The organism is Gilliamella sp. B2911, assembly GCF_026536965.1.
In the GTDB taxonomy this organism is placed as follows: domain Bacteria; phylum Pseudomonadota; class Gammaproteobacteria; order Enterobacterales; family Orbaceae; genus Gilliamella; species Gilliamella apicola_E.
Genome location: NZ_JAFNNA010000007.1, coordinates 37,963 through 57,055, shown reverse-complemented (window position 1 = coordinate 57,055; position 19,093 = coordinate 37,963). Strand labels below are relative to the sequence as shown.

At 33.2% G+C, this 19,093-nt stretch carries 17 protein-coding genes and 1 riboswitch; of the genes, 9 read left to right on the top strand and 8 right to left on the bottom strand.

The features are described from left to right. The first annotated feature begins 277 nt into the window (after window positions 1–277). Window positions 278–823 carry an imm11 family protein gene (locus J3U27_RS07425; protein WP_267377166.1) on the top strand — a complete coding sequence of 182 codons (546 nt, stop codon included), beginning with the start codon at window positions 278–280 and terminating at the stop codon, window positions 821–823. A 380-nt stretch (window positions 824–1,203) separates the two neighbouring features. Here the strand turns inward: J3U27_RS07425 and pbpC are convergent, their stop codons facing one another. From pbpC to coaA, 7 genes are all read right to left on the bottom strand, one after another. After that, a complete protein-coding gene (gene pbpC, locus J3U27_RS07420; RefSeq protein WP_416380553.1) occupies window positions 1,204–3,501 on the bottom strand; it encodes a penicillin-binding protein 1C in 2,298 nt (765 codons plus the stop codon). 94 nt (window positions 3,502–3,595) lie between these two features. Beyond that, complete coding sequence (locus tag J3U27_RS07415; RefSeq protein ID WP_267377164.1) at window positions 3,596–8,683, bottom strand: alpha-2-macroglobulin family protein; 5,088 nt, start codon at window positions 8,681–8,683, stop codon at window positions 3,596–3,598. Between the two features lie 261 nt (window positions 8,684–8,944). Continuing rightward, window positions 8,945–9,616, bottom strand: coding sequence for a 7-cyano-7-deazaguanine/7-aminomethyl-7-deazaguanine transporter (locus J3U27_RS07410; protein WP_267338932.1), 672 nt, complete (start codon window positions 9,614–9,616; stop codon window positions 8,945–8,947). A 38-nt stretch (window positions 9,617–9,654) separates the two neighbouring features. Beyond that, window positions 9,655–10,332 carry a 7-cyano-7-deazaguanine synthase QueC gene (queC, locus tag J3U27_RS07405; protein WP_267377193.1) on the bottom strand — a complete coding sequence of 226 codons (678 nt, stop codon included), beginning with the start codon at window positions 10,330–10,332 and terminating at the stop codon, window positions 9,655–9,657. A 16-nt stretch (window positions 10,333–10,348) separates the two neighbouring features. Next, on the bottom strand, window positions 10,349–10,822 hold the full coding sequence (gene queF, locus J3U27_RS07400) for a preQ(1) synthase (RefSeq protein ID WP_065563118.1): 474 nt from the start codon (window positions 10,820–10,822) through the stop codon (window positions 10,349–10,351). A 4-nt stretch (window positions 10,823–10,826) separates the two neighbouring features. Then, window positions 10,827–10,871, bottom strand: a riboswitch (PreQ1 riboswitch). A 146-nt stretch (window positions 10,872–11,017) separates the two neighbouring features. Beyond that, window positions 11,018–11,473: a DUF1090 family protein gene (locus tag J3U27_RS07395; protein WP_065563119.1), complete on the bottom strand. Its 456-nt coding sequence runs from the start codon at window positions 11,471–11,473 to the stop codon at window positions 11,018–11,020. A gap of 16 nt (window positions 11,474–11,489) precedes the next feature. Further along, entirely contained in the window at window positions 11,490–12,425 is a 936-nt protein-coding gene (gene coaA / locus J3U27_RS07390; RefSeq protein ID WP_065563120.1) for a type I pantothenate kinase, read from the bottom strand. A 162-nt stretch (window positions 12,426–12,587) separates the two neighbouring features. On the opposite strand from coaA, the gene yihI reads away from it, so the two are divergent. Both yihI and hemN read left to right on the top strand, forming a co-directional pair. Beyond that, entirely contained in the window at window positions 12,588–13,052 is a 465-nt protein-coding gene (gene yihI / locus J3U27_RS07385; RefSeq protein ID WP_267377163.1) for a Der GTPase-activating protein YihI, read from the top strand. 240 nt (window positions 13,053–13,292) lie between these two features. Further along, complete coding sequence (hemN, locus tag J3U27_RS07380; RefSeq protein WP_370632605.1) at window positions 13,293–14,663, top strand: oxygen-independent coproporphyrinogen III oxidase; 1,371 nt, start codon at window positions 13,293–13,295, stop codon at window positions 14,661–14,663. A gap of 41 nt (window positions 14,664–14,704) precedes the next feature. Here the strand turns inward: hemN and rsmC are convergent, their stop codons facing one another. Then, window positions 14,705–15,739 (bottom strand): 16S rRNA (guanine(1207)-N(2))-methyltransferase RsmC, encoded by a 1,035-nt coding sequence (gene rsmC, locus J3U27_RS07375; protein ID WP_416380554.1) that lies wholly within the window; start codon window positions 15,737–15,739, stop codon window positions 14,705–14,707. 93 nt (window positions 15,740–15,832) lie between these two features. Between rsmC and J3U27_RS07370 the strand changes: the two genes are divergently transcribed. From J3U27_RS07370 to cyaY, 6 genes are all read left to right on the top strand, one after another. Then, on the top strand, window positions 15,833–16,234 hold the full coding sequence (locus tag J3U27_RS07370) for a DNA polymerase III subunit psi (RefSeq protein WP_065733846.1): 402 nt from the start codon (window positions 15,833–15,835) through the stop codon (window positions 16,232–16,234). Continuing rightward, window positions 16,209–16,664, top strand: coding sequence for a ribosomal protein S18-alanine N-acetyltransferase (gene rimI, locus J3U27_RS07365; protein WP_267330628.1), 456 nt, complete (start codon window positions 16,209–16,211; stop codon window positions 16,662–16,664). Before J3U27_RS07370 ends, rimI begins: the two co-directional genes overlap by 26 nt. A gap of 21 nt (window positions 16,665–16,685) precedes the next feature. Then, window positions 16,686–17,300 (top strand): thiamine diphosphokinase, encoded by a 615-nt coding sequence (locus J3U27_RS07360; RefSeq protein WP_267377161.1) that lies wholly within the window; start codon window positions 16,686–16,688, stop codon window positions 17,298–17,300. 79 nt (window positions 17,301–17,379) lie between these two features. Then, a complete protein-coding gene (locus tag J3U27_RS07355; RefSeq protein ID WP_267337416.1) occupies window positions 17,380–18,150 on the top strand; it encodes a hypothetical protein in 771 nt (256 codons plus the stop codon). After that, complete coding sequence (locus tag J3U27_RS07350) at window positions 18,151–18,669, top strand: surface-adhesin E family protein (protein WP_065733842.1); 519 nt, start codon at window positions 18,151–18,153, stop codon at window positions 18,667–18,669. A gap of 91 nt (window positions 18,670–18,760) precedes the next feature. Next, complete coding sequence (gene cyaY / locus J3U27_RS07345) at window positions 18,761–19,069, top strand: iron donor protein CyaY (protein ID WP_065733841.1); 309 nt, start codon at window positions 18,761–18,763, stop codon at window positions 19,067–19,069. Window positions 19,070–19,093 lie beyond the last annotated feature (24 nt).

Sequence of the window (19,093 nt, the reverse complement as noted above, 5' to 3'; positions counted from 1 at the left end):
TTTATTTCAGCAATAAAGATTAGACATATGTTTAAATGATATCTATATGAAAAAAATAGCGTTCATGAATATGGCAACAGGGAGCATACAGAAGGAAAGTAAGTCCAATCTTCTATCTATTTTGTTATTTAACGCATTAAAAAAGATAATAGATATATAAAATTTTTACAAAAATAAACTCTTCACACAACATGCATCATGCTACTATTTTAACCAAAAATCAGCAAAACTATTTTATCTCCAAACAAACTTACAACCTGTTGAAGAGAAATAAAACATGGAAAATTATTATTTTATACAGAGAAAATCAGACCAAGCCTATCCATTGATTCGTATAACGGATCGTGATGATCGCTTAAACCCCACTTTAATAAATTTAGAATTTAATGGAACTATACCCTCTCAGCCCGTTATGTCTGATTTTTTGTCTGGTCCTGAGATTTTTATTACCGATAAAATAGCAAATGTGATTGAAAGCTTTAAGCCCAAAGGGATTAAAATTATTGACACTGAATTAACAACCCCACAAGGGAAAATAATTAAAGACTATTTTTGTCTACTTTCTGACAATATAATCGAGGCTTTAGATAAAGATAAATCCGATTATGAAAAGCCTAGAATGACATATTTTATAAAAAAACTCATTTTGGACAGAAAAATTTTAAGTGAAATTCCTTTGGAACAAAGATTAGTTTTTCTATTAAGAGAATCGCTTCATATCGTTTTTCATGAAACATTAGCCAAAGCTATCATGGCGGTAAACCCTACCGGTATGGAATTTATTAATATTGAAACCGATGGAAAACCGTTAGAAGTAAATTAATATTTTTGACCATGGCTATATTTAAACTAAGCATTTAAAACATCCTTCCTCGATTTGAAAAAAGTGGGGTAAAACCCCGCTTTTTATCTATTTAGTTATTCTAGCATACTGAAAAAAACAATTATCTACTTGAATTAATACCAGAAAATACATTTAGAAGATGCATAATATTCTACTATTTTATAGTTAACAAACGGTGAAACGATTATATACTTTTGTTAAACCTATCTTTCAATCACATTGACGCTGACATATAGTGTAAATGCTAACTGTTTCTGCCACATTAGATATTTCTGTTAATTCCGATTAAAATAAACCTCAGATAAAGATCCATTACAAATTTAATGGGCAATAAATTAACCACTGAGTTTGTTACTTAATTAATCTGACATAAACTTTAATCGAAATATTTGTCCGCTTTCATCTAATAATAGCAAACGATGAACACCTTTTTTAGCAATAGTTAAGGCCACTTTTTCATTATCTTTGGAATTAGCAAATAAGTTTCCATCTAAAAACCACCATTTTTCCCCATATCCACCCTCTGGAGTTAAATCAACTGTGACTTGATGACTTCCTGGTAATGCTCTAATCAATTGTTTATCACGTAAACCTACAATATTGAGTGAAGCAAAAACATCTTGTCCCATTACAGGGCAACTTTTATCAATTGGTGGTAATAAAGTCCGCCTTTTCTCTTTTGTTAACAAAAAGTTTTCTAATGATACTGGCCATAGGGCAAGTTGTTTTTTTTGTGCTCCGGGACAATCAGCAGCAACACGTTCACCTCGTTCATTTACCCAAATCGTTATCCACCCAGAACGATAGATATTATTTTTTAGTTCACCATAGGTACTTAATGTTGGCGGTGTCATATTGTTTAAAACCCATGCAGTCTTTTGACGGTGACAATTTACATCAGATTCTGGAAGAGGTTGCCCTAATGGCCAACAAATTTTCGTAGAAGATACTGATGCTGGTTTTTCATAAGTAGTAAGTGGACGATTTAAACGATTTTCTCTATTTAACAAAATAGAATTAACATGTTGTAAAATTGGCATTGCAGACATTGAACCATATTGCCCAACAACGGGAGTACCATCAGGACGCCCTACCCAAACGCCAATTAAATATCTTGGATTGATACCAACTGCCCAAGCATCCCGATAGCCATAACTGGTTCCTGTTTTATAAGCTAATAGATTACTATTAATCAACATTTGTCTTGTTATCCAAGCACTACCATCTGAAATAAAGGGTTTATTAATCAATGGCTCTTTTTGAGTAAAGCGCAATGGACTCACTTCGCCATGCCTAGCAAATGCACTATATGCACTAACAAGATTATCCATCCTTAATGAAGCACCACCTAATATATAGGAGATATTAGGCTCGTTGCCTATCGAAGATAAAGGTAACCCAATACCAGCCAATTTACCTGCAAATCGTTTTGGGCCATATAACTCAATTAATTGAACCGCTGGTAAATTTAATGATTTACTTAATGCGTCAGATACACTAACCGGCCCATAGAAACCATCATCGAAATTGGTCGGACGATAATCGGTAGTAATACGAGGAACATCTTGTAATAGCGATTCAGAATGAATCATACCGTCATCAAGAGCAAGCGCATAAATAAAAGGTTTTAGTGTAGAGCCAGGAGAACGTAAGGCACTAATCATATCAACTTGGCCAAAGCGTTCATTGTCATTAAAATCAGCTGAACCGACATAGCCTTTTACTGCCATATCAGTATGATCGACTACTAAAATAGCCAATGATGTTTTAGGCGGTAGTTGTTTCACACGATTGATGGCTAAATCTTCTAAATTATATTGAATTGAAACATCAATAGTGGAATGAATAATATCCTCATTAGGGTATTTATTTTTTAAACGATAAGCCAGTAAGGGAGCCACTTGTGGTGCTTTTCGTGGATATACCCAAACCTCATCGCGTCGAACGGTTTCGATTAAATCATTTGACCATACTTTATATTCTGCCAATCGGTCTAATACTTTATCACGAGCTTGTTTGGCTCTTTCAGGAAATCGGTCGGGTCGTAATCGACTTGGGGCTTGAGGCAACACTGCTAATAATACTGCCTCACTTCTTGTTAACTCTTTGGGCTGTTTACCAAAATAAGACCAACTTGCCGCCCCAATACCTTCTATTGTGCCACCATAGGGTGCGTGGTTAATATATAAAGTTAAGATTTCATCTTTACTATAATGTAATTCAAGCTGGAGGGTTCTAAAGATCTGTTTTAGCTTACCCGTTAGCGTTCGATCGTGTGGATATAATAATCTTGCCACTTGCATAGATATAGTACTACCACCGGAAACGATTTTATCATTTGATATATTTTGCCAAGCTGCACGAAATAAAGAAATCGGATTAATACCTATATGTTCATAAAAATAGCGATCTTCATAATTTAATAAAACTTCAAGATAATAGTCTGGCACTTCATCAAGACTGACTGAATAACGCCAAACACCATTTTGATCAGCAAATCGCCATAATGGCGTTTCATCTTCTGCAACAACGGTTTGTGTAGTTTTATTTTGTGAAATAGATAAAGGAAAAAGAGAGTCAGCAATAAAAAAACTACTGCTCAATAAAACTAATAATATCAAAAAAAATTTAAATATTTTATAAAAGCATTTTTTCATTATCTTTATTATGTGACCCAGCCAAATGTATTTATAAATAAAAATTCCGCCAAATATATTGGCGGAATAATTAGTAACGTATATTAATATCTAATTAATTTTCTTCCTGCTTAGGATTTGAAATAGTCATGAAATCAGGTGATTGTCCTATAGCAAAACGGTCTGGACGATACATAGATTCTACATAAGGATAAGGAATCATGTAATCGCCAGTAGTTACTGCTCTAACTAAATACACTAAACGTTTTCGATATTTATTGCGCCCCACATAATTATTAATGTTAACAGCGGCAACATATCTATCATCTCTATATTCTTGATATTTAATATTACTAGCATCATCATCTCCCATTAATTTAGCTATACCAGGAATTGATGATAAATTCACACTACTATTAGAAAGGTTTTGATTTTCAAGCTCTAGACCAGCTGGTAAGAAATCAACAACCAACGCATCATGAACTTGTTCTTTAGCTATTACATCTAAAACCACAACCATCATAGAACCTACATCTAAATCTGCTGGTGATATTTTATTACCCTGCAAATCATAATACGTACGACTGATGTTAAAGAAACCATCAGCTGAGGTTGGCGCTGGAGGTGTTTTAGAATAACCTGTTACAGAGAACTTAACATATAGTGGCTCATCTGATTCTGAATTATCAATCGATAATCCTTGGGTTAATTTATCAAAATCATATGAATGAGAAAATACTGAATCAACTTCATTAACTTTTCCATTCACTGATACTTTAAATTTATTACCACTTCTATGCTGTTCTAATGACCAACCAGCAATAAACAATGAATTTAATTCTTGTGTTGAGAAATATCGTTTACTGTTTAATAAATCTGATAAATTATACAGATAAGTACCTTGTTTATTCTGAGCTATTTTGTTTTCTATTAATAAAGATAGAATTAATGCTTCATCACGTATTTCACTACCGTAATTACCAAACCAGTGATTATTGTATTGATACGAAGTGCTAAAAACTAAAGGTAATAATTTTTCATAAACATTTTGATTACCATTTAATTTAGCAGCAACCGCTAGTTGAGCTATAGGTAATGGCGAATAGATAAATGACTTATCATTACTTATCTTGTCTGATAAATAATTTATCTCGTTACGCATTGCTGAGGTAACTTTATTTTGTTTAGTTAAAACCATTAATGCATAGGCTTTAATTGACAACTTAGAAAACTCAAAACTACGTGAATCTCCATAATAACCAAAATTATTATATGCAGACGTATCATAGATATATTGACCTAGACGTGTCATTGCTGAATCAAGCGCTTTATCACTAACTTGATAACCTCGTTCTTTAGCTTGCAACAAGAAATCTGTTGCATAAACTGTCAACCAATGCTCTTCTTCACTATGACTATTCCATAGCCCAAAGCTACCATTACTTCGTTGCATTGATAAGATACGTGAAATACCTAATTGCACTTTTTCACGACGCTTCTCATCTGAATCAGTTTTAATACCTAGTTCTGCGAGTTGTTTACTATTAGCATATAATGATGGGAATAAACCACTCGTTGTTTGTTCCAAACAACCGTAAGGATATGCAAATAAATCTTTGATATATTGAGCAATATTTAACGGCGGCTGATTAGAAATGACCAATTGCCCTTCAACAGTGTTATCAATTAATCCTGTTAATGCATCGTTTGGTAATTCCCAATTCTCATTGGCATCTAGTGCTAACACATAAGATCTCGTTGTTCCGGCATATGCAGGCCTTACTCCAATTGACCATGATCTTTCAATTTTAGTGTCAGAATTATCTTCAAGTAAAATACCTTTGACCGCTATCGTTACCGAACCAGTACCATAACCATAATCTGCAATAACAGGGATTTGAATGATATCTTTTTGTTTACTATCAAGTTTGAGTGATATCGTTTTGGCTTCATTTTGATGAATCAAACCATTAGTCGATACTTCAACTTTCATATTTTGTGTTTTATCTGTCAAATTATGAAGATCTAACGCTAATACAGCGCGATCACCACCAGATAAGAATCGAGGAGTTGATAATTCAACTATAACCGGAGCTGAAACCTTCATTTTTTTATCAGCTTTACCAAAACGATTATCATCCCATGCTTGAGCCATTATACGTAGCTCACCATTAAAATTAGGTAAAGGTAAATTAATCACACCTTCCCCATTATCATCTAATTGAATGGTTTTGAGTTGTTGCGCAACAATTTGAACTTCATTTGACGGTTTTTTACCGCCAGCGCCCATCGCATCACCACCAAAGCTCATATTTACATTACGACCAGTAGCTTCAATTAAGCTGCCATAGACATCGTTAAAATCTACATTAAAACGTTTACGTCCTAAAAACCAAGCATAAGGATCTGGTGTGACATAATCAGTGATATTTAAAACACCTGAATCAACAGCTGAAACCAATACAGTCACTTTTTTATCTTTTTGGACAGATGGTTTATCCATTTTAATTTTAATTGGCACAACAGTTTCAGGTTCTACTTGTACCGGTGTATCAATTGTCACATTTAATTGACGATTAGACGTATCAATTGGTAAATGGAGTAAACCAATTGCTCGTTTAACTGTTTGCACGGAAGCATCAGTCGAAGGGCGAATAATCATAGCACTAATATAGATATCATGTCGCCCCCATTTTTCAATAGGAATTTCGACATCTAAACCTTCTTCACCCACCGTAATGGCTTTTTTCCAAATGGTTCCATCATTGGTTTCGAGAGAAATATAACCAGAACCAGCTACAGGTGCTTGAACATTAACTTTAGCGACATCTCCAGGATTATAAGATGGTTTATCAATACTTAACTTAACTTGGTCTGGGCGTACAGATTTAGTACCATGAGTATTATCTTCCCAATCATAACCAGCCCAGAATCTGAGACTTGATACGACTTTACTGCTTGTATCTACCACTTCAATTCGGTAAGCACCATAATCAGTAGGTTGATAGGTTATTTTTGTGGTACTGCCTGCCTCAATAGATAACTGATCTTCAGAAACCACAAATTCCTTCGAGTTGGAACTTTGACGCCAACCGTCTTCCTCTGACCAAACCCAATAGTAATCATTACGCTCACGAACTAGTCTAGCTTTTAATGATTTTGTACCTAATTTTTCCCCATCCAAATCAACATAAGCGATTTCGAATTCAGCATTACTATTTATGTCTACAGTTGGACGCTCAAAATAATTATCGCTATTCCAATCATAATATTCTGAGTTTTCAAATAATGCTCGGATTGCCGGCAATTTAGGTGCAGGCCAAATAGTTTGTGTTGCATAGCGCGTAACTGGTCTACCACCAGAATCTAGCAAACTAGCTTGTAAAACGACTTTTAGAGGTGATGAGCTTCCTGACCAATAATTATTCTCAATATTAATTTCAGTTAAACCATCGCTATCTAACTTTAACTCTAAAGAATCAAGTTCGCGATATGGATTTTCTTCAGTAGCTGATCCAATTTTGAAGTCATCTAATCCTGCAATGGTATCAACTTTCTTTAAATAAAGATTAGCATCTAAGCGATTACCAGATGCTGGCGCACCATATAAATACCAACCTTTTATATCAAAAGAAACATCTTCACTCTTAAGAATTGGACCATCAGATGAACTGTGTATTTCCATCGCCATACGTTCTGGCAAAAATTCTTCAACTTTGAAATTCCACTGGCGATAGTTATCATCACCTAAATTGAAACGAATTAACCAATTACCTGTTGCTGCATCAGCGGGGATAACAAATTGTTGTTGATATAAACCATTGGTATTCACACTGCTTTTTAGTTGATAAGTTTTGACAACTCGACCATTAGAAGAAAACACTTCAGCGACGATTGGTTGATCAGGTAATGGCTGTCCATCTGCATCACGTAATAGTGCATTAAAATAGACGGTTTCTTTTGGACGATAAAGGTCACGAGGGCCAAAAACAAATAATTGTTTTTGGTAGAAAGGTTTGCCCGATAAATTGAAATCAGTTAAATTAAGCGCAGCACGATTAACCATCAAAAATGAAGTTTGCTCGCCATCGGTTGCAGTCAATACGCTATATGCCTTGTTGTTGCCATCGATTTCAACATAGCCATCTTTATCTGTCGTTGCCTTAATATTCTTACACTGCTTATTATTAGATTCGCATAATAATGTTAAATTAATATTAGCTAGTGGCTTACCGTTATCTAAAGCATGAGTTGTTACCGCTAATTTACCATTATCATAACGATGATATGAAATCCCGATATTGCTTATTGAAAATATTGTTGCAGGATTTGATTCATTATAAGTACCCGCTTCATTCATTACCGCAATATAAACACCTTCTTGATTAAGTTCAGAAACTGTAGAAAGGTTAACGATAATGGTTTCTTGAGCATTCGGTCTAGGATTAAGATCAAATCTTGAAGAATAAACTAAATCAGTATATTCACTCATACTTTGCGAACGCCAAATTGACAACATATCAATAAAACCATAATTATCAAGCAAAATAGGTAATTTTTCTGGCTTAATTTTGAAAAAGTTTATATCAACTTTATCAACATTGAGCGTATTAATCGGCAATCCACTCATGGATTTACTTGGTAATAAAAATCCAGTACTAGCAAAACCAACCATAGGTTGGCGATCTTGGGTGGTTATTTGAGCTTCATAAACAGATGACAAATGGCTATCATTAATCGCTGATAACATCTTATCGATAGTTAAAACCAATTTACGATTTGGCTGAAGGTAGCGAAGTTTTAATTCAAGGCCATTATCAGACAACTCCCAAGCGCCATCAACCACACCACTCTCTTTGTCAACCAATCTTAATAAATTTGAAAAATTCAATTTCGGATTGAGAGGAACGGAAAACGTCACGACTAATGTGCTTGAACCATCAATGATTAATTCTGAACTATCGAGAACTTTTAGATTTTTACCTTTATATTTTTCGATTAGTTCAGGTGTTGGATTAAATGGGTTATGAGATTGCGAATTTGTACTCGAATCATGCGTTGTATTACTGGTATTACTGGTATTATTTGTAGTTAATTCAGTTTTATTATTACTTACTGAATCTGTCGATTTATCTTTTTGATTATCACAAGCGCATAACGTCAAAAACAAACCCAACACAGCTAAGTGTTTTATCAATCTCATTGTTTCACCTAAATCCTTTCTATTCCTGATAAAAATACTACTTATTTTTTTGTTTATATTATGCACTTTCACAAAAACTTTAGCAAAGAATCTTTATCAAGATTTTTAATTTTTTTTGAGATAATTAAATGTTTTAAATTGGTAAAAAAAGTTGAGGAACGGGGTTTTTGAGAGGGGTTTTAGCATTTAGAACTTATCATAACGCTGATAAGCTCTAAATATTAACAATTATTCCGAATAATTAAGTAATTAATCAGGTTGTTATAGTGATTTTATAAGCAGTTTTTTTAAAATGAAATTCAAAATAATGCCATAAAGCGGTAAGAAGAATAATCCACAAATCAAAATTTTAAAACTATAGTCAATTGCGGCAATCTCGATCCAATGATTGGCCATAAATTCGTCACTACTTTGATAAAAGGCAATGGCAAAAAAGACAATAGTATCTATACCATTACCTAACACCGCTGACGCCGAAGGCGCAACCCACCATGCTTTATTCTTACGTAAATAATTAAACACGGTGATATCCATCAATTGCCCGACTAAATAAGCGGCAAAACTGGCTAAAGCAATACGGAAAACAAAACTGTTAAAATCAGATAAAGCTGAAAATCCCATCCAATGCCCTTCAAAAAACACAACCGAAATGGAATAAGAGAACAGTAATGCCGGTATCATCACTACAAAGATAATCTTTCTGGCAAGACTAGCACCAAATACCCGAATGGTTAAATCGGTGGTTAAAAAGATAAATGGAAAGGTAAATGCTCCCCATGTGGTATGAAAACCGAAGATATCAAATGGGATTTGTACCAGATAATTGCTCGAAGCAATAACTAAGATATGAAAAAACGAAAGCCAGCCAAGAGCCTTCATTTGTTGAGTATGAGTAAATTTGCTCGTTTGTTCTGAATTAGTGTTCAGATACATAAGTTTTTCCTTTTTTAATGGGGTGAGTGAACCCAGTGTTAATTTGATTGATTAAGGTATTGAGTTAAACCTTTATCTCGAAGGATACAGCTTGGACATTTACCACATCCACCCTCTACCCCATAATAACAAGTGTGAGTGTGTAGCCGAATATAATCAAGATAACCAAGTTTATCAGCCATTTCCCATGTTTGCGCTTTAGTCAGATACATTAATGGGGTGATGATGTTAAACGTGTAATCCAAGGCTAAATTCATCGAAACATTCATGGATTTAATAAAGATATCTCGACAATCCGGATAACCACTGAAATCGGTTTCACATACGCCAATAATGATATCTTTAATACTGTGCTGTTTGGCATAACACCCGGCTAACAATAAAAATAGCATATTACGCCCGTCAACAAAGGTATTCGGATAATTCCCTTCTTGAGCTGATTTAATTTCTTGCGAGTCATCAATCAAGGCATTATTAGTTGTTTGTTTGATCACTGAAGTGTCAATGACGGTTTGCTTTACACCAAGATCGTCAGCAATCCATTTGGCTTTTTCAAGCTCAATGGCATGTCGTTGACCATATTGAAAGCTGATTGTTTCAACGTTTTCACGCCCATAATCAGCAATGGCTTGCAGTAAACAGGTAGTAGAATCTTGCCCACCAGAAAATATCACTAGTGCTTTACGATTTTGCATTTTTAACGGTTCCGATTTAATTTGTGTACGAAAAAAATTAACGATTATCGACTTTTTCAGGATAAAGATCGTGATTAGCTAAACGATTAAGCGCAATTTGTTCCCAGTTAGTACCAGGTTTACCGTAATTAGCATAAGGGTCGATAGAGATACCACCACGTGGTGTAAATTTCCCCCAAACCTCAATATATTTAGGATCCATTAATTTAATCAGATCTTTCATAATGATATTAATGCAATCTTCATGATAATCACCATGATTACGAAAGCTAAATAAATAGAGTTTGAGCGATTTACTTTCCACCATCTTTATATTGGGGACATACGAAATATAAATCGTCGCAAAATCAGGTTGACCAGTGATAGGACAAAGGCTGGTAAATTCCGGGCAATTAAATTTAACAAAATAATCATTACCGGGGTGTTTATTATCAAAGGTTTCTAAAATATTTGGACAATAGTCAGTTGGATAGCGAACAGATTGGTCGCCAAGTAGTGTAATGTTGCTCATTAAATTTTCCTTAGTTTTTTAGCGTGGGAGGTTCACGAACCACGTAATAAGGCGCACACCTTACTCTTTTTAGGCAGAAAAGTCTAGTTTAAGCACATTATCTTTTATCAATAAAAAAGCACCATTAACGCTCGATTAATGGTGCTTATCTAACAAAAAAGTTGAGGAAGGCACTTTTTTGCGTTTAACTTTACTCTATTTGCTAGTCATTTGTTTGTAATAATCAGCAAGTTTATCTTTAGCATCAGATAACTCTTTTTCAGCATCATTTAATTTAGCTTTTAATGCATCAATTTTATCTTGATTTGCATTGAGTTTGTCTTTTGCATATTCTTTAGTCTTTTCTGCTAATTCTTTAGTTTTATCAGTAACATCTTTAGTTTTTTCAACCACTAATCTTTTATATTTTTCTTCTAATGTTTCATCTTTACAATTGGTATTAACTTCTTGAAGCGCTTTTTCAAGACCTGCAACTTCATTAGCATTATTGGCATTCTTAGCTTGATCTATTTTAGTTTGGATTGCTTGTTTTTTTCCGTCACAATTTAACCCTTGGTATTCATCATTATTTGTTGCATAACTGTTTACAGAAAATGCAGTAACTAAAGTGATAATGCTTAACTTACTTAATAACCTAATTGCTGATTTCATATTGATTCCCCTAAGTTTATTTTCTTAATTGAACACAATCTACTTTATGATCTTTACCTTTGGTTAAAATCAAACTTGCTCGTTCCCGTGTTGGCAGGATATTTTCGATCAAATTCAATTCATTAATTTCTCGCCAAAGGCGGTTAGCAATATTCACAGCCTCTTCCTCGGGAAGCTTAGAATAGTGGTTAAAGTAAGAGTTAGGATCACTAAATGCCCCAGCTCTAAATTTTAAAAATCGATTCACATACCAATCGTGTAATAAGGGTAATTGTGCATCGACATATATTGAAAAGTCTACATAATCGGAAACAAACACCCGATTGTTAGCCTGTGTATAATTTATGGTGCCTTGTAAAACATTTAATCCTTCAAGAATTAAAATATCTGGACTGTCGATAGTAATCTGTTCGTCTTCAACAATATCGTAAACCAAATGAGAATAAACGGGTGCTTTAACTTCTGACTGACCTGACTTTACATCAGCAACAAAATTAATTAACTTTTTGATATCATAAGATTGAGGAAATCCTTTCTTATTCATGATACCACGTTCTTCAAGATAACGATTGGGATATAAAAAGCCATCGGTCGTTACTAACGCAACTTTGCGATGTTCCGGCCAACGAGTTAATAATGCTTGTAAGACACGAGCTGTGGTGCTTTTACCAACAGCAACACTACCAGCAATACCGATAACATAAGGTATTTTCTGACTTTTACCTAGAAACTTTGATAAGACTGCCTGACGGCTAAAACTATTGCTTATATAATAATTGAGTAATCGAGATAAAGGCAAGTAAATTTCACTTACTTCATCCATAGACAAATCTTCATTAATTCCTTGTAACGAGGTTAATTCTTCAGCAGTTAAAGTCATCGGTACCGCATTACGCAAGCCAGCCCACTCTTGTCGGGTAAATTGCATATAAGGGCTCAAATGATTTTTCATGTTTTATTTGCTCAATATTTAAAAATTATTTGGCTCAGATTATACTAAATCTATTTTTTTACAATCATAAATTCGCATTAACTTCTGCTCATAGCTATATTAATGACTTGCTGGTAAAATATGTTTAAGTAAATTTATAACCAGATATTAAATTGAGATTGTATGTTAAAAAATAAATCGAAAAAAACCCGTCAAGAGATTAATGAAGAGTCTCGAGAACTTAAGCGCAAACGTAAACATAAAGGTTTACCTAGTGGTTCTCGTTTTAACGGCAAACAAAACAATAAAAAAACGTCAAATATCATTAAAGATCCGCGAATTGGTAGTAAAAAACCAATTTCATTAGTGCAAACGGATGATCCAATTATAAAAGTTAATCAACCTAAAAAGGTCAAATTAACACCAGAACAAGAATTAGACCAGCTTGAAAATGATACTAAACTTGACCATTTACTTGATTTAGTTGAGCAAGGCAAAACATTGACTAATGAACAACAATCTTATCTTGATAATAAACTAGATCGCATTAATCAACTGATGAAACAATTAGGTTATGAAGATAATGATTTTGATGACGAGTTAGAAGAGCCTAAAGAAGATATTGTCAGCTTACTTAAACGTAATTAAGTTAGATTTATTTAATATGAACTAGAAATTTATAATTTCATTTTCCAAATAATGTCAATAAAGAGTCATTAACCATGCCAATATTTATTATGCTCGGTTTATATTTGGGATTATTTATCTGCACATTATTGTATTTGAAAAAAATCAATCGTATTAAAATTAAAGCGCAAATTAAAAAGCGTAGTAAAGCAAAATGTGATGGAAACAACAATGTCAAAAGCAGGATTAAATAAACACAATATGATTCAATCTCAGCTATGGGACCAAGCGTTGATAGAAAAGTATAACTATTCCGGCCCAAGATATACTTCATATCCAACTGCGCTTGAATTTAATGAGCAGTTCACTGAACAAAACTTTCTTTCAGCTGCCACACGTTATCCTGAACGTTCATTATCACTATATGTCCACATTCCGTTTTGCCATAAACTTTGTTACTTTTGCGGTTGTAATAAACTTATTACCCGGCAAACCCATAAAGTTACCCAGTATCTCGATATACTAGATATTGAAATTGCTAAACGGTCAGAGTTGTTTAAAAATCGTATTGTAAGCCAAATGCATTGGGGCGGAGGCACTCCTACTTTTTTGACTGATGATGAAATGACACGATTAATCACATCAATCAGACAACATTTTAACTTTACTCAAGATGCTGAATTATCAATTGAAATAGACCCCAGAGAAATCAGTACACAAACAATCGATCATCTTTCTGAACTAGGCTTTAATCGGTTAAGTATGGGAATTCAAGATTTCAATCATGAAATTCAGAATCTAATTAACCGAGAACAAGATGAAAATTTAATCCGCTCGTTGATTGCTCAAGCACGAAAAAATAATTTTCGATCAATTAGCCTCGATTTAATTTATGGATTACCTAAACAGACCGTTGAAAGTTTTACCGAAACTTTAAATAAAGTTATTGATATTTCACCCGATAGATTAAGCGTTTTTAATTATGCCCATTTACCTAGTCGTTTTGCTGCGCAACGTAAAATCAAAGATTATGATTTACCTAACGCTAATCAAAAATTAAAGATCTTACAAACTAGTATAGAAAAATTAACTCAAGCCGGTTATCAATTTATCGGTATGGATCATTTTGCCAAACCAACCGATGAGTTGGCTATTGCTCAACAAGAAAATAAATTGCATCGTAACTTTCAAGGATACACAACTAAAGGAGATTCAGATTTATTGGGTCTTGGTGTGTCAGCTATTAGTATGTTGGGTGATAGTTATGCACAGAACCATAAAGATCTAAAAAATTATCAAACTTTAGTTAAACAACAAGGTAATGGTTTATGGAAAGGATTTACCTTAAATCAAGATGACAAAATAAGAAGAGACATCATTAAGCAACTTATTTGCCATTTTTACCTTGATAAAAAACAAATTGAACAACTTTATGCGATTAAATTTGATGACTATTTTACTGAAGATTTAAAACTATTAGCACCATTGGAACAAGATGGTTTAGTCTTAATTGGTAAAGATAGCATCGTTGTCCAACCTAAAGGGCATTTGCTTATTCGAAATATTTGTATGTGTTTTGATATTTATATGCGACGATTGGTTCGACAACATCAATTTTCACGCGTGATCTAGTTCACTCTACTCACGCATGAATATTTGATTATCATTACTTATTAATGACTGGCTAAATAGACTTTAAATTTTGTTGTTTGGGCAATAATTTCAACACTTTTAAAGGTTTCATCCAAAATCGATTGATAAGGCAAAAATGAATTTGCCACAATACAAAGATAACCATTTAATTTTAAGTGTTTTTTAGCCTCTTTAATCAGTTTGTTTACTGCAGTATAACTTGTCTCTTTACCATCATGAAAAGGTGGATTAGAGATGATTAAGTGAAATTTATCGTTGATATCTGAAAATACATCACTAGCAATAACATTTGCAGAAAGATTATTACAAGCTAACGTAGCTTTGCTTGATTCTAACGCCATACTGCTGACATCAGTTAATGTTAAACTTATATCTTGATATAACTTACCTAAAACTGTTGATAATATGCCTGAGCCACAGCCTACATCTAGGATATTACCTTTAATAATATCACTCTGTTCCATCAAGGCATTTAACAGAAGCTCACTACCCGCATCTAATCCTTTTTGGCTAAATACACCTGGTAAGCTTTTAATTTCGATATCTTGGTTTTCAATGGTTAAATGATAACTAAGCCACCACTCTTTTAATTCAAAAGCTAAACGGCTATCAGCACGAAAATGATACAGACCACATCGCCTTGCACTATCTATTTTTTGTATAGAGCCAAAATCAGCCAATAATCCTTCAACACTTTTTACACCAGTCCGATTTTCACCAATAATAAAAATATCACTCTCTTTAGGCATATTATTTAATAAAAATGATAACTGAAATTGTGCTTCACTCTTAGTTTTAGGCCAATAATATATGAGTGTGTTAACATTGTTATAAAAAGACTCGTCAGAATAGAGCGAAAAATTTGTGCTTTCAGCTCGTTTCGAGTGTTTAAAATTTAAAAATGTGTGATACTGCGAGCAGTGAATCTTAACCAAATTAGCTGATATAACAGCTGGGTAATTATCTTGGATATCACCTGCAATAAGAATATTTTTATCATCAAAAAAGGATTGATGACGTTCAAGTACTTGGCTAGCAGGAGTAAATGCGGATATTGCCATAATGCCTCAATGAAAAACCTTTATAAATTGAAGCGAAGATTATACAATTAACTTTCTTTAATCCCTAATAAAAACAGTAATCCGACAATGACAGCAACTGATTGGTATCTAAAGCAATGTGATATTACCCAATATGTTTTACGCAATTCTGCCGTTTTTCAAGGTGAAGTTGCTACACATATCGACGATAAAATTCGTTTAATCGTCATTGCTAAACAGCAACCAACTCAAAAAATTTATTATGATATTTTAAAAGCCATTGAGTTAACTGAAGAGCAAGTTTTATTTCTTACACCTTCGCAATTAATAATACCGGCAGATGAAGTAAAAGTTGTAACTTGGTTTATTGACATAAAAAGCCATGAACAATGGCAAAATAAATTAACGATTAAAACCAGCGATTTAGTTTCGCTAGCTAAAGATCCACAACAAAAGCGACAGCTTTGGCTACAATTATGTGAATATGAAAACGATTTCCATCCTAAATGAAATTGATCTAGCAGAAGCCTATGAGTTAGAGCGATTATGCTACCCTATTCCTTGGTCTAAAGAGACTTTCTTTTCAAATCAAGGAGAACGTTATTTAAACCTTAAAATAACCGTTGATAATAAAATTGTAGGCTTTTGTATTTGCCAACAAGTAGCTGATGAAGCAAGTTTATTTAATATTGCCATACATCCTAAATACCGGAATCAAGGGTTAGCAAAAACATTATTAAACCAGTTGATTGATGATTTAATGGCAATGCCAAATAAAATTTCGACAATATGGTTAGAAGTAAGAAAATCAAATGCGCCAGCACTTGAGTTATATCACTCAATAGGGTTCAATCAAATAACTATTAGAAAAAATTATTACCCAACTACCGATGGTAATAAAGAAGATGCAATTATTATGGCTTATACTTTAGCGTTATAAAATGTTTTAATGGGAGTAATAATGTTTACAGCACTGTTATTTGTAAATGGCGAACCACCTAAAAATTTACCTACCCAATTAAGTAATTATAATTATATCGCATGTACTGACGGTGCATATCATAGTTATCTATCTAAATCTTCAATTAAACCAGATTTTATAATCGGTGATTTAGATAGCATTAACTCCACAATGACAATTCCCGATAAAACCCAAATCATTCATACGCCAGATCAATCTAAAACTGACTTTGAAAAAGCGTTGTTGTTTTTAAATAGTAAAGGAGTTACATCATTTACCATATATGGTGCATCAGGACGATCCAGTGACCACTTTCTAGGTAACTTATCGGTTGCTATGCAATATCATCAACAATTTAAAATGCTGTTTTATGATGATTATTGTCACTTTTTCTTCGCAACTAACCATCAAATTATCCATCATGTTAAATACCATATTATTTCATTAATGCCTCTATCCAAAGTTACAGGGTTGACTATAACCGGTTTTGAATACCCATTACATAATCAAACTCTATCTTTAGGTAGTTTTACTAGTTTACGTAATAAAGCGATTAATGACACTGTCGAAATCTCTTTTAGTGCTGGTGATTTACTGATTTTTGTTCAAAATTAAAACTGTTTAGATTGACATCAACTTACATTGCTTTACAATATGGTTACATTCTATTATCGCTTTTTTAAAGGAACAACCCATGCTTTTCAAAAAACTTACTGTGATTGCTTGTTCTTCGCTCGTTTCTTGCATAGCTTTTGCTCAAGACAATAAAGCAAGTGTAACAGATAAGATAGTTGATACTTTTCTTGCATGTGATAATCAATTTTTCCAAAATCTAGCTGAAAATAAAAAAACATTTAGCGAATACGTTGATTTAACCACAAAAGATAATGTGACATTCATTCCTGTAGAATCCATTTATCAACAAGATAAAAATAAAGTTATTTTTAAAAAACCACTTAAATATCGTGGGTTAACTATTACGGGATACCAAGACATATATATTCCAACAAATTTATCTGGAAAATATTATTATTGGGGCTTTATTTTTGATAATAGCCAAGAAGAAATTATTAATGCATTAAAAAATATAAAATGGTCAAGTTATAATGAAAATGTTTATATTGCTAATGCTAAAATTTATGATCGTAATGCTAAATCCCCTGAGTGGACAGATAATCTCTATTCAATTGATGGTGTAGTGCCAAAACTTGGGACAATTGAGAAATCACTATATTTAGAAAACCTAGACAACAACCAAAATCGAGTTCTTTGTTCTATTCAAGGCGATTTAAAGAAAGATATTCTTTATAAAGATCGTCCAGATATAAAGCTATTTGATGATCAAATAAGAAAAGAGCAGCAAGAAAAGATCGAAGCTTCTAAATTAAAAAAAGAACAAGAGAAAAATAATGCAACTCAAGAATCAAGTGAAGGCAAGAGCTCAAAAGAGGGAGATAACATTTAAATGAAAAAATTATGCTTAGTCTTAATTCTTTTTTCTTTTGCAACTATAAGCCATGCAACAGATGAAAAGCCACAACTTACTGAAGAAGAGAAAGCCACTCAAGCAAAAGAAGTTGAGGAAATGTTGAGCAATCCTAGAATCGGTGAGCAATTTGCACCTATTTCTAAAACTGACGAAGATAATAAGGTTGGGTATTCATTCCTTGATAAAAAATCGATAAAGTCACACCCATATAATCCTCGAATTCGTGTCTTTAAAGAAGTGATCAATTATACTCCTGCATTAGTACAAAACATAGATAATGTGAAAACACCCTATCGCACTATAGTCATTAACTATTACGCTAATTGTGACAAAAAAGAAATTGCTAAAGGACAACTTGATCTTGTTGAAAAAAACTTTGCAGAGGGTAAATTAATTAATAATATTAATATTCCAAGCCGTTGGATGCGAGCCGAAAAAAATGACGATAATTATAAATTATTAATAATGGCTTGTTCATTACCTCTCAACCAGTAACACTTAATTTGCTCTCGCCACCTAGCTGTGGCGGAGTCTCTCTATTTATGCTACTATTTCTATATTAATTGCTCAATATAATCACACCAATATGAACGTCACTCAATTTCATACTCTAACTGATCAACTTTTTAATCAAATTGAATCATACCTTGATGATTATGCTGATGAGCATGATATCGATTTAGATTACGAAACTAATGGTAATGTTATTAATATCAGCTTTCCAAATAACAGTAAAATTATCATTAATACACAAGAACCCTTATTTCAAGTTTGGCTAGCAACAAGAAAACAAGGTTATCATTTTGACTTTATTAACAACAAATGGATTTGTAATCGGTCAGATCAAACATTTGAAGATATTTTTACCCAAGCCGTAGAAGAACAAGCTGAATAATTTTCATAAAAAAATAGGCGGTAA

Coding starts and splice junctions, on each gene's coding strand:
- J3U27_RS07370 (WP_065733846.1), top strand. CDS start 15,833: ATGACAGCAACTGATTGGTATCTAAAGCAATGTGATATTACCCAATAT.
- J3U27_RS07415 (WP_267377164.1), bottom strand. CDS start 8,683: ATGAGATTGATAAAACACTTAGCTGTGTTGGGTTTGTTTTTGACGTTA.
- yihI (WP_267377163.1), top strand. CDS start 12,588: ATGTTAAAAAATAAATCGAAAAAAACCCGTCAAGAGATTAATGAAGAG.
- J3U27_RS07355 (WP_267337416.1), top strand. CDS start 17,380: ATGCTTTTCAAAAAACTTACTGTGATTGCTTGTTCTTCGCTCGTTTCT.
- J3U27_RS07410 (WP_267338932.1), bottom strand. CDS start 9,616: ATGTATCTGAACACTAATTCAGAACAAACGAGCAAATTTACTCATACT.
- pbpC (WP_416380553.1), bottom strand. CDS start 3,501: ATGAAAAAATGCTTTTATAAAATATTTAAATTTTTTTTGATATTATTA.
- J3U27_RS07425 (WP_267377166.1), top strand. CDS start 278: ATGGAAAATTATTATTTTATACAGAGAAAATCAGACCAAGCCTATCCA.
- cyaY (WP_065733841.1), top strand. CDS start 18,761: ATGAACGTCACTCAATTTCATACTCTAACTGATCAACTTTTTAATCAA.
- J3U27_RS07360 (WP_267377161.1), top strand. CDS start 16,686: ATGTTTACAGCACTGTTATTTGTAAATGGCGAACCACCTAAAAATTTA.
- hemN (WP_370632605.1), top strand. CDS start 13,293: ATGATTCAATCTCAGCTATGGGACCAAGCGTTGATAGAAAAGTATAAC.
- coaA (WP_065563120.1), bottom strand. CDS start 12,425: ATGAAAAATCATTTGAGCCCTTATATGCAATTTACCCGACAAGAGTGG.
- J3U27_RS07350 (WP_065733842.1), top strand. CDS start 18,151: ATGAAAAAATTATGCTTAGTCTTAATTCTTTTTTCTTTTGCAACTATA.
- rimI (WP_267330628.1), top strand. CDS start 16,209: ATGAAAACGATTTCCATCCTAAATGAAATTGATCTAGCAGAAGCCTAT.
- queF (WP_065563118.1), bottom strand. CDS start 10,822: ATGAGCAACATTACACTACTTGGCGACCAATCTGTTCGCTATCCAACT.
- J3U27_RS07395 (WP_065563119.1), bottom strand. CDS start 11,473: ATGAAATCAGCAATTAGGTTATTAAGTAAGTTAAGCATTATCACTTTA.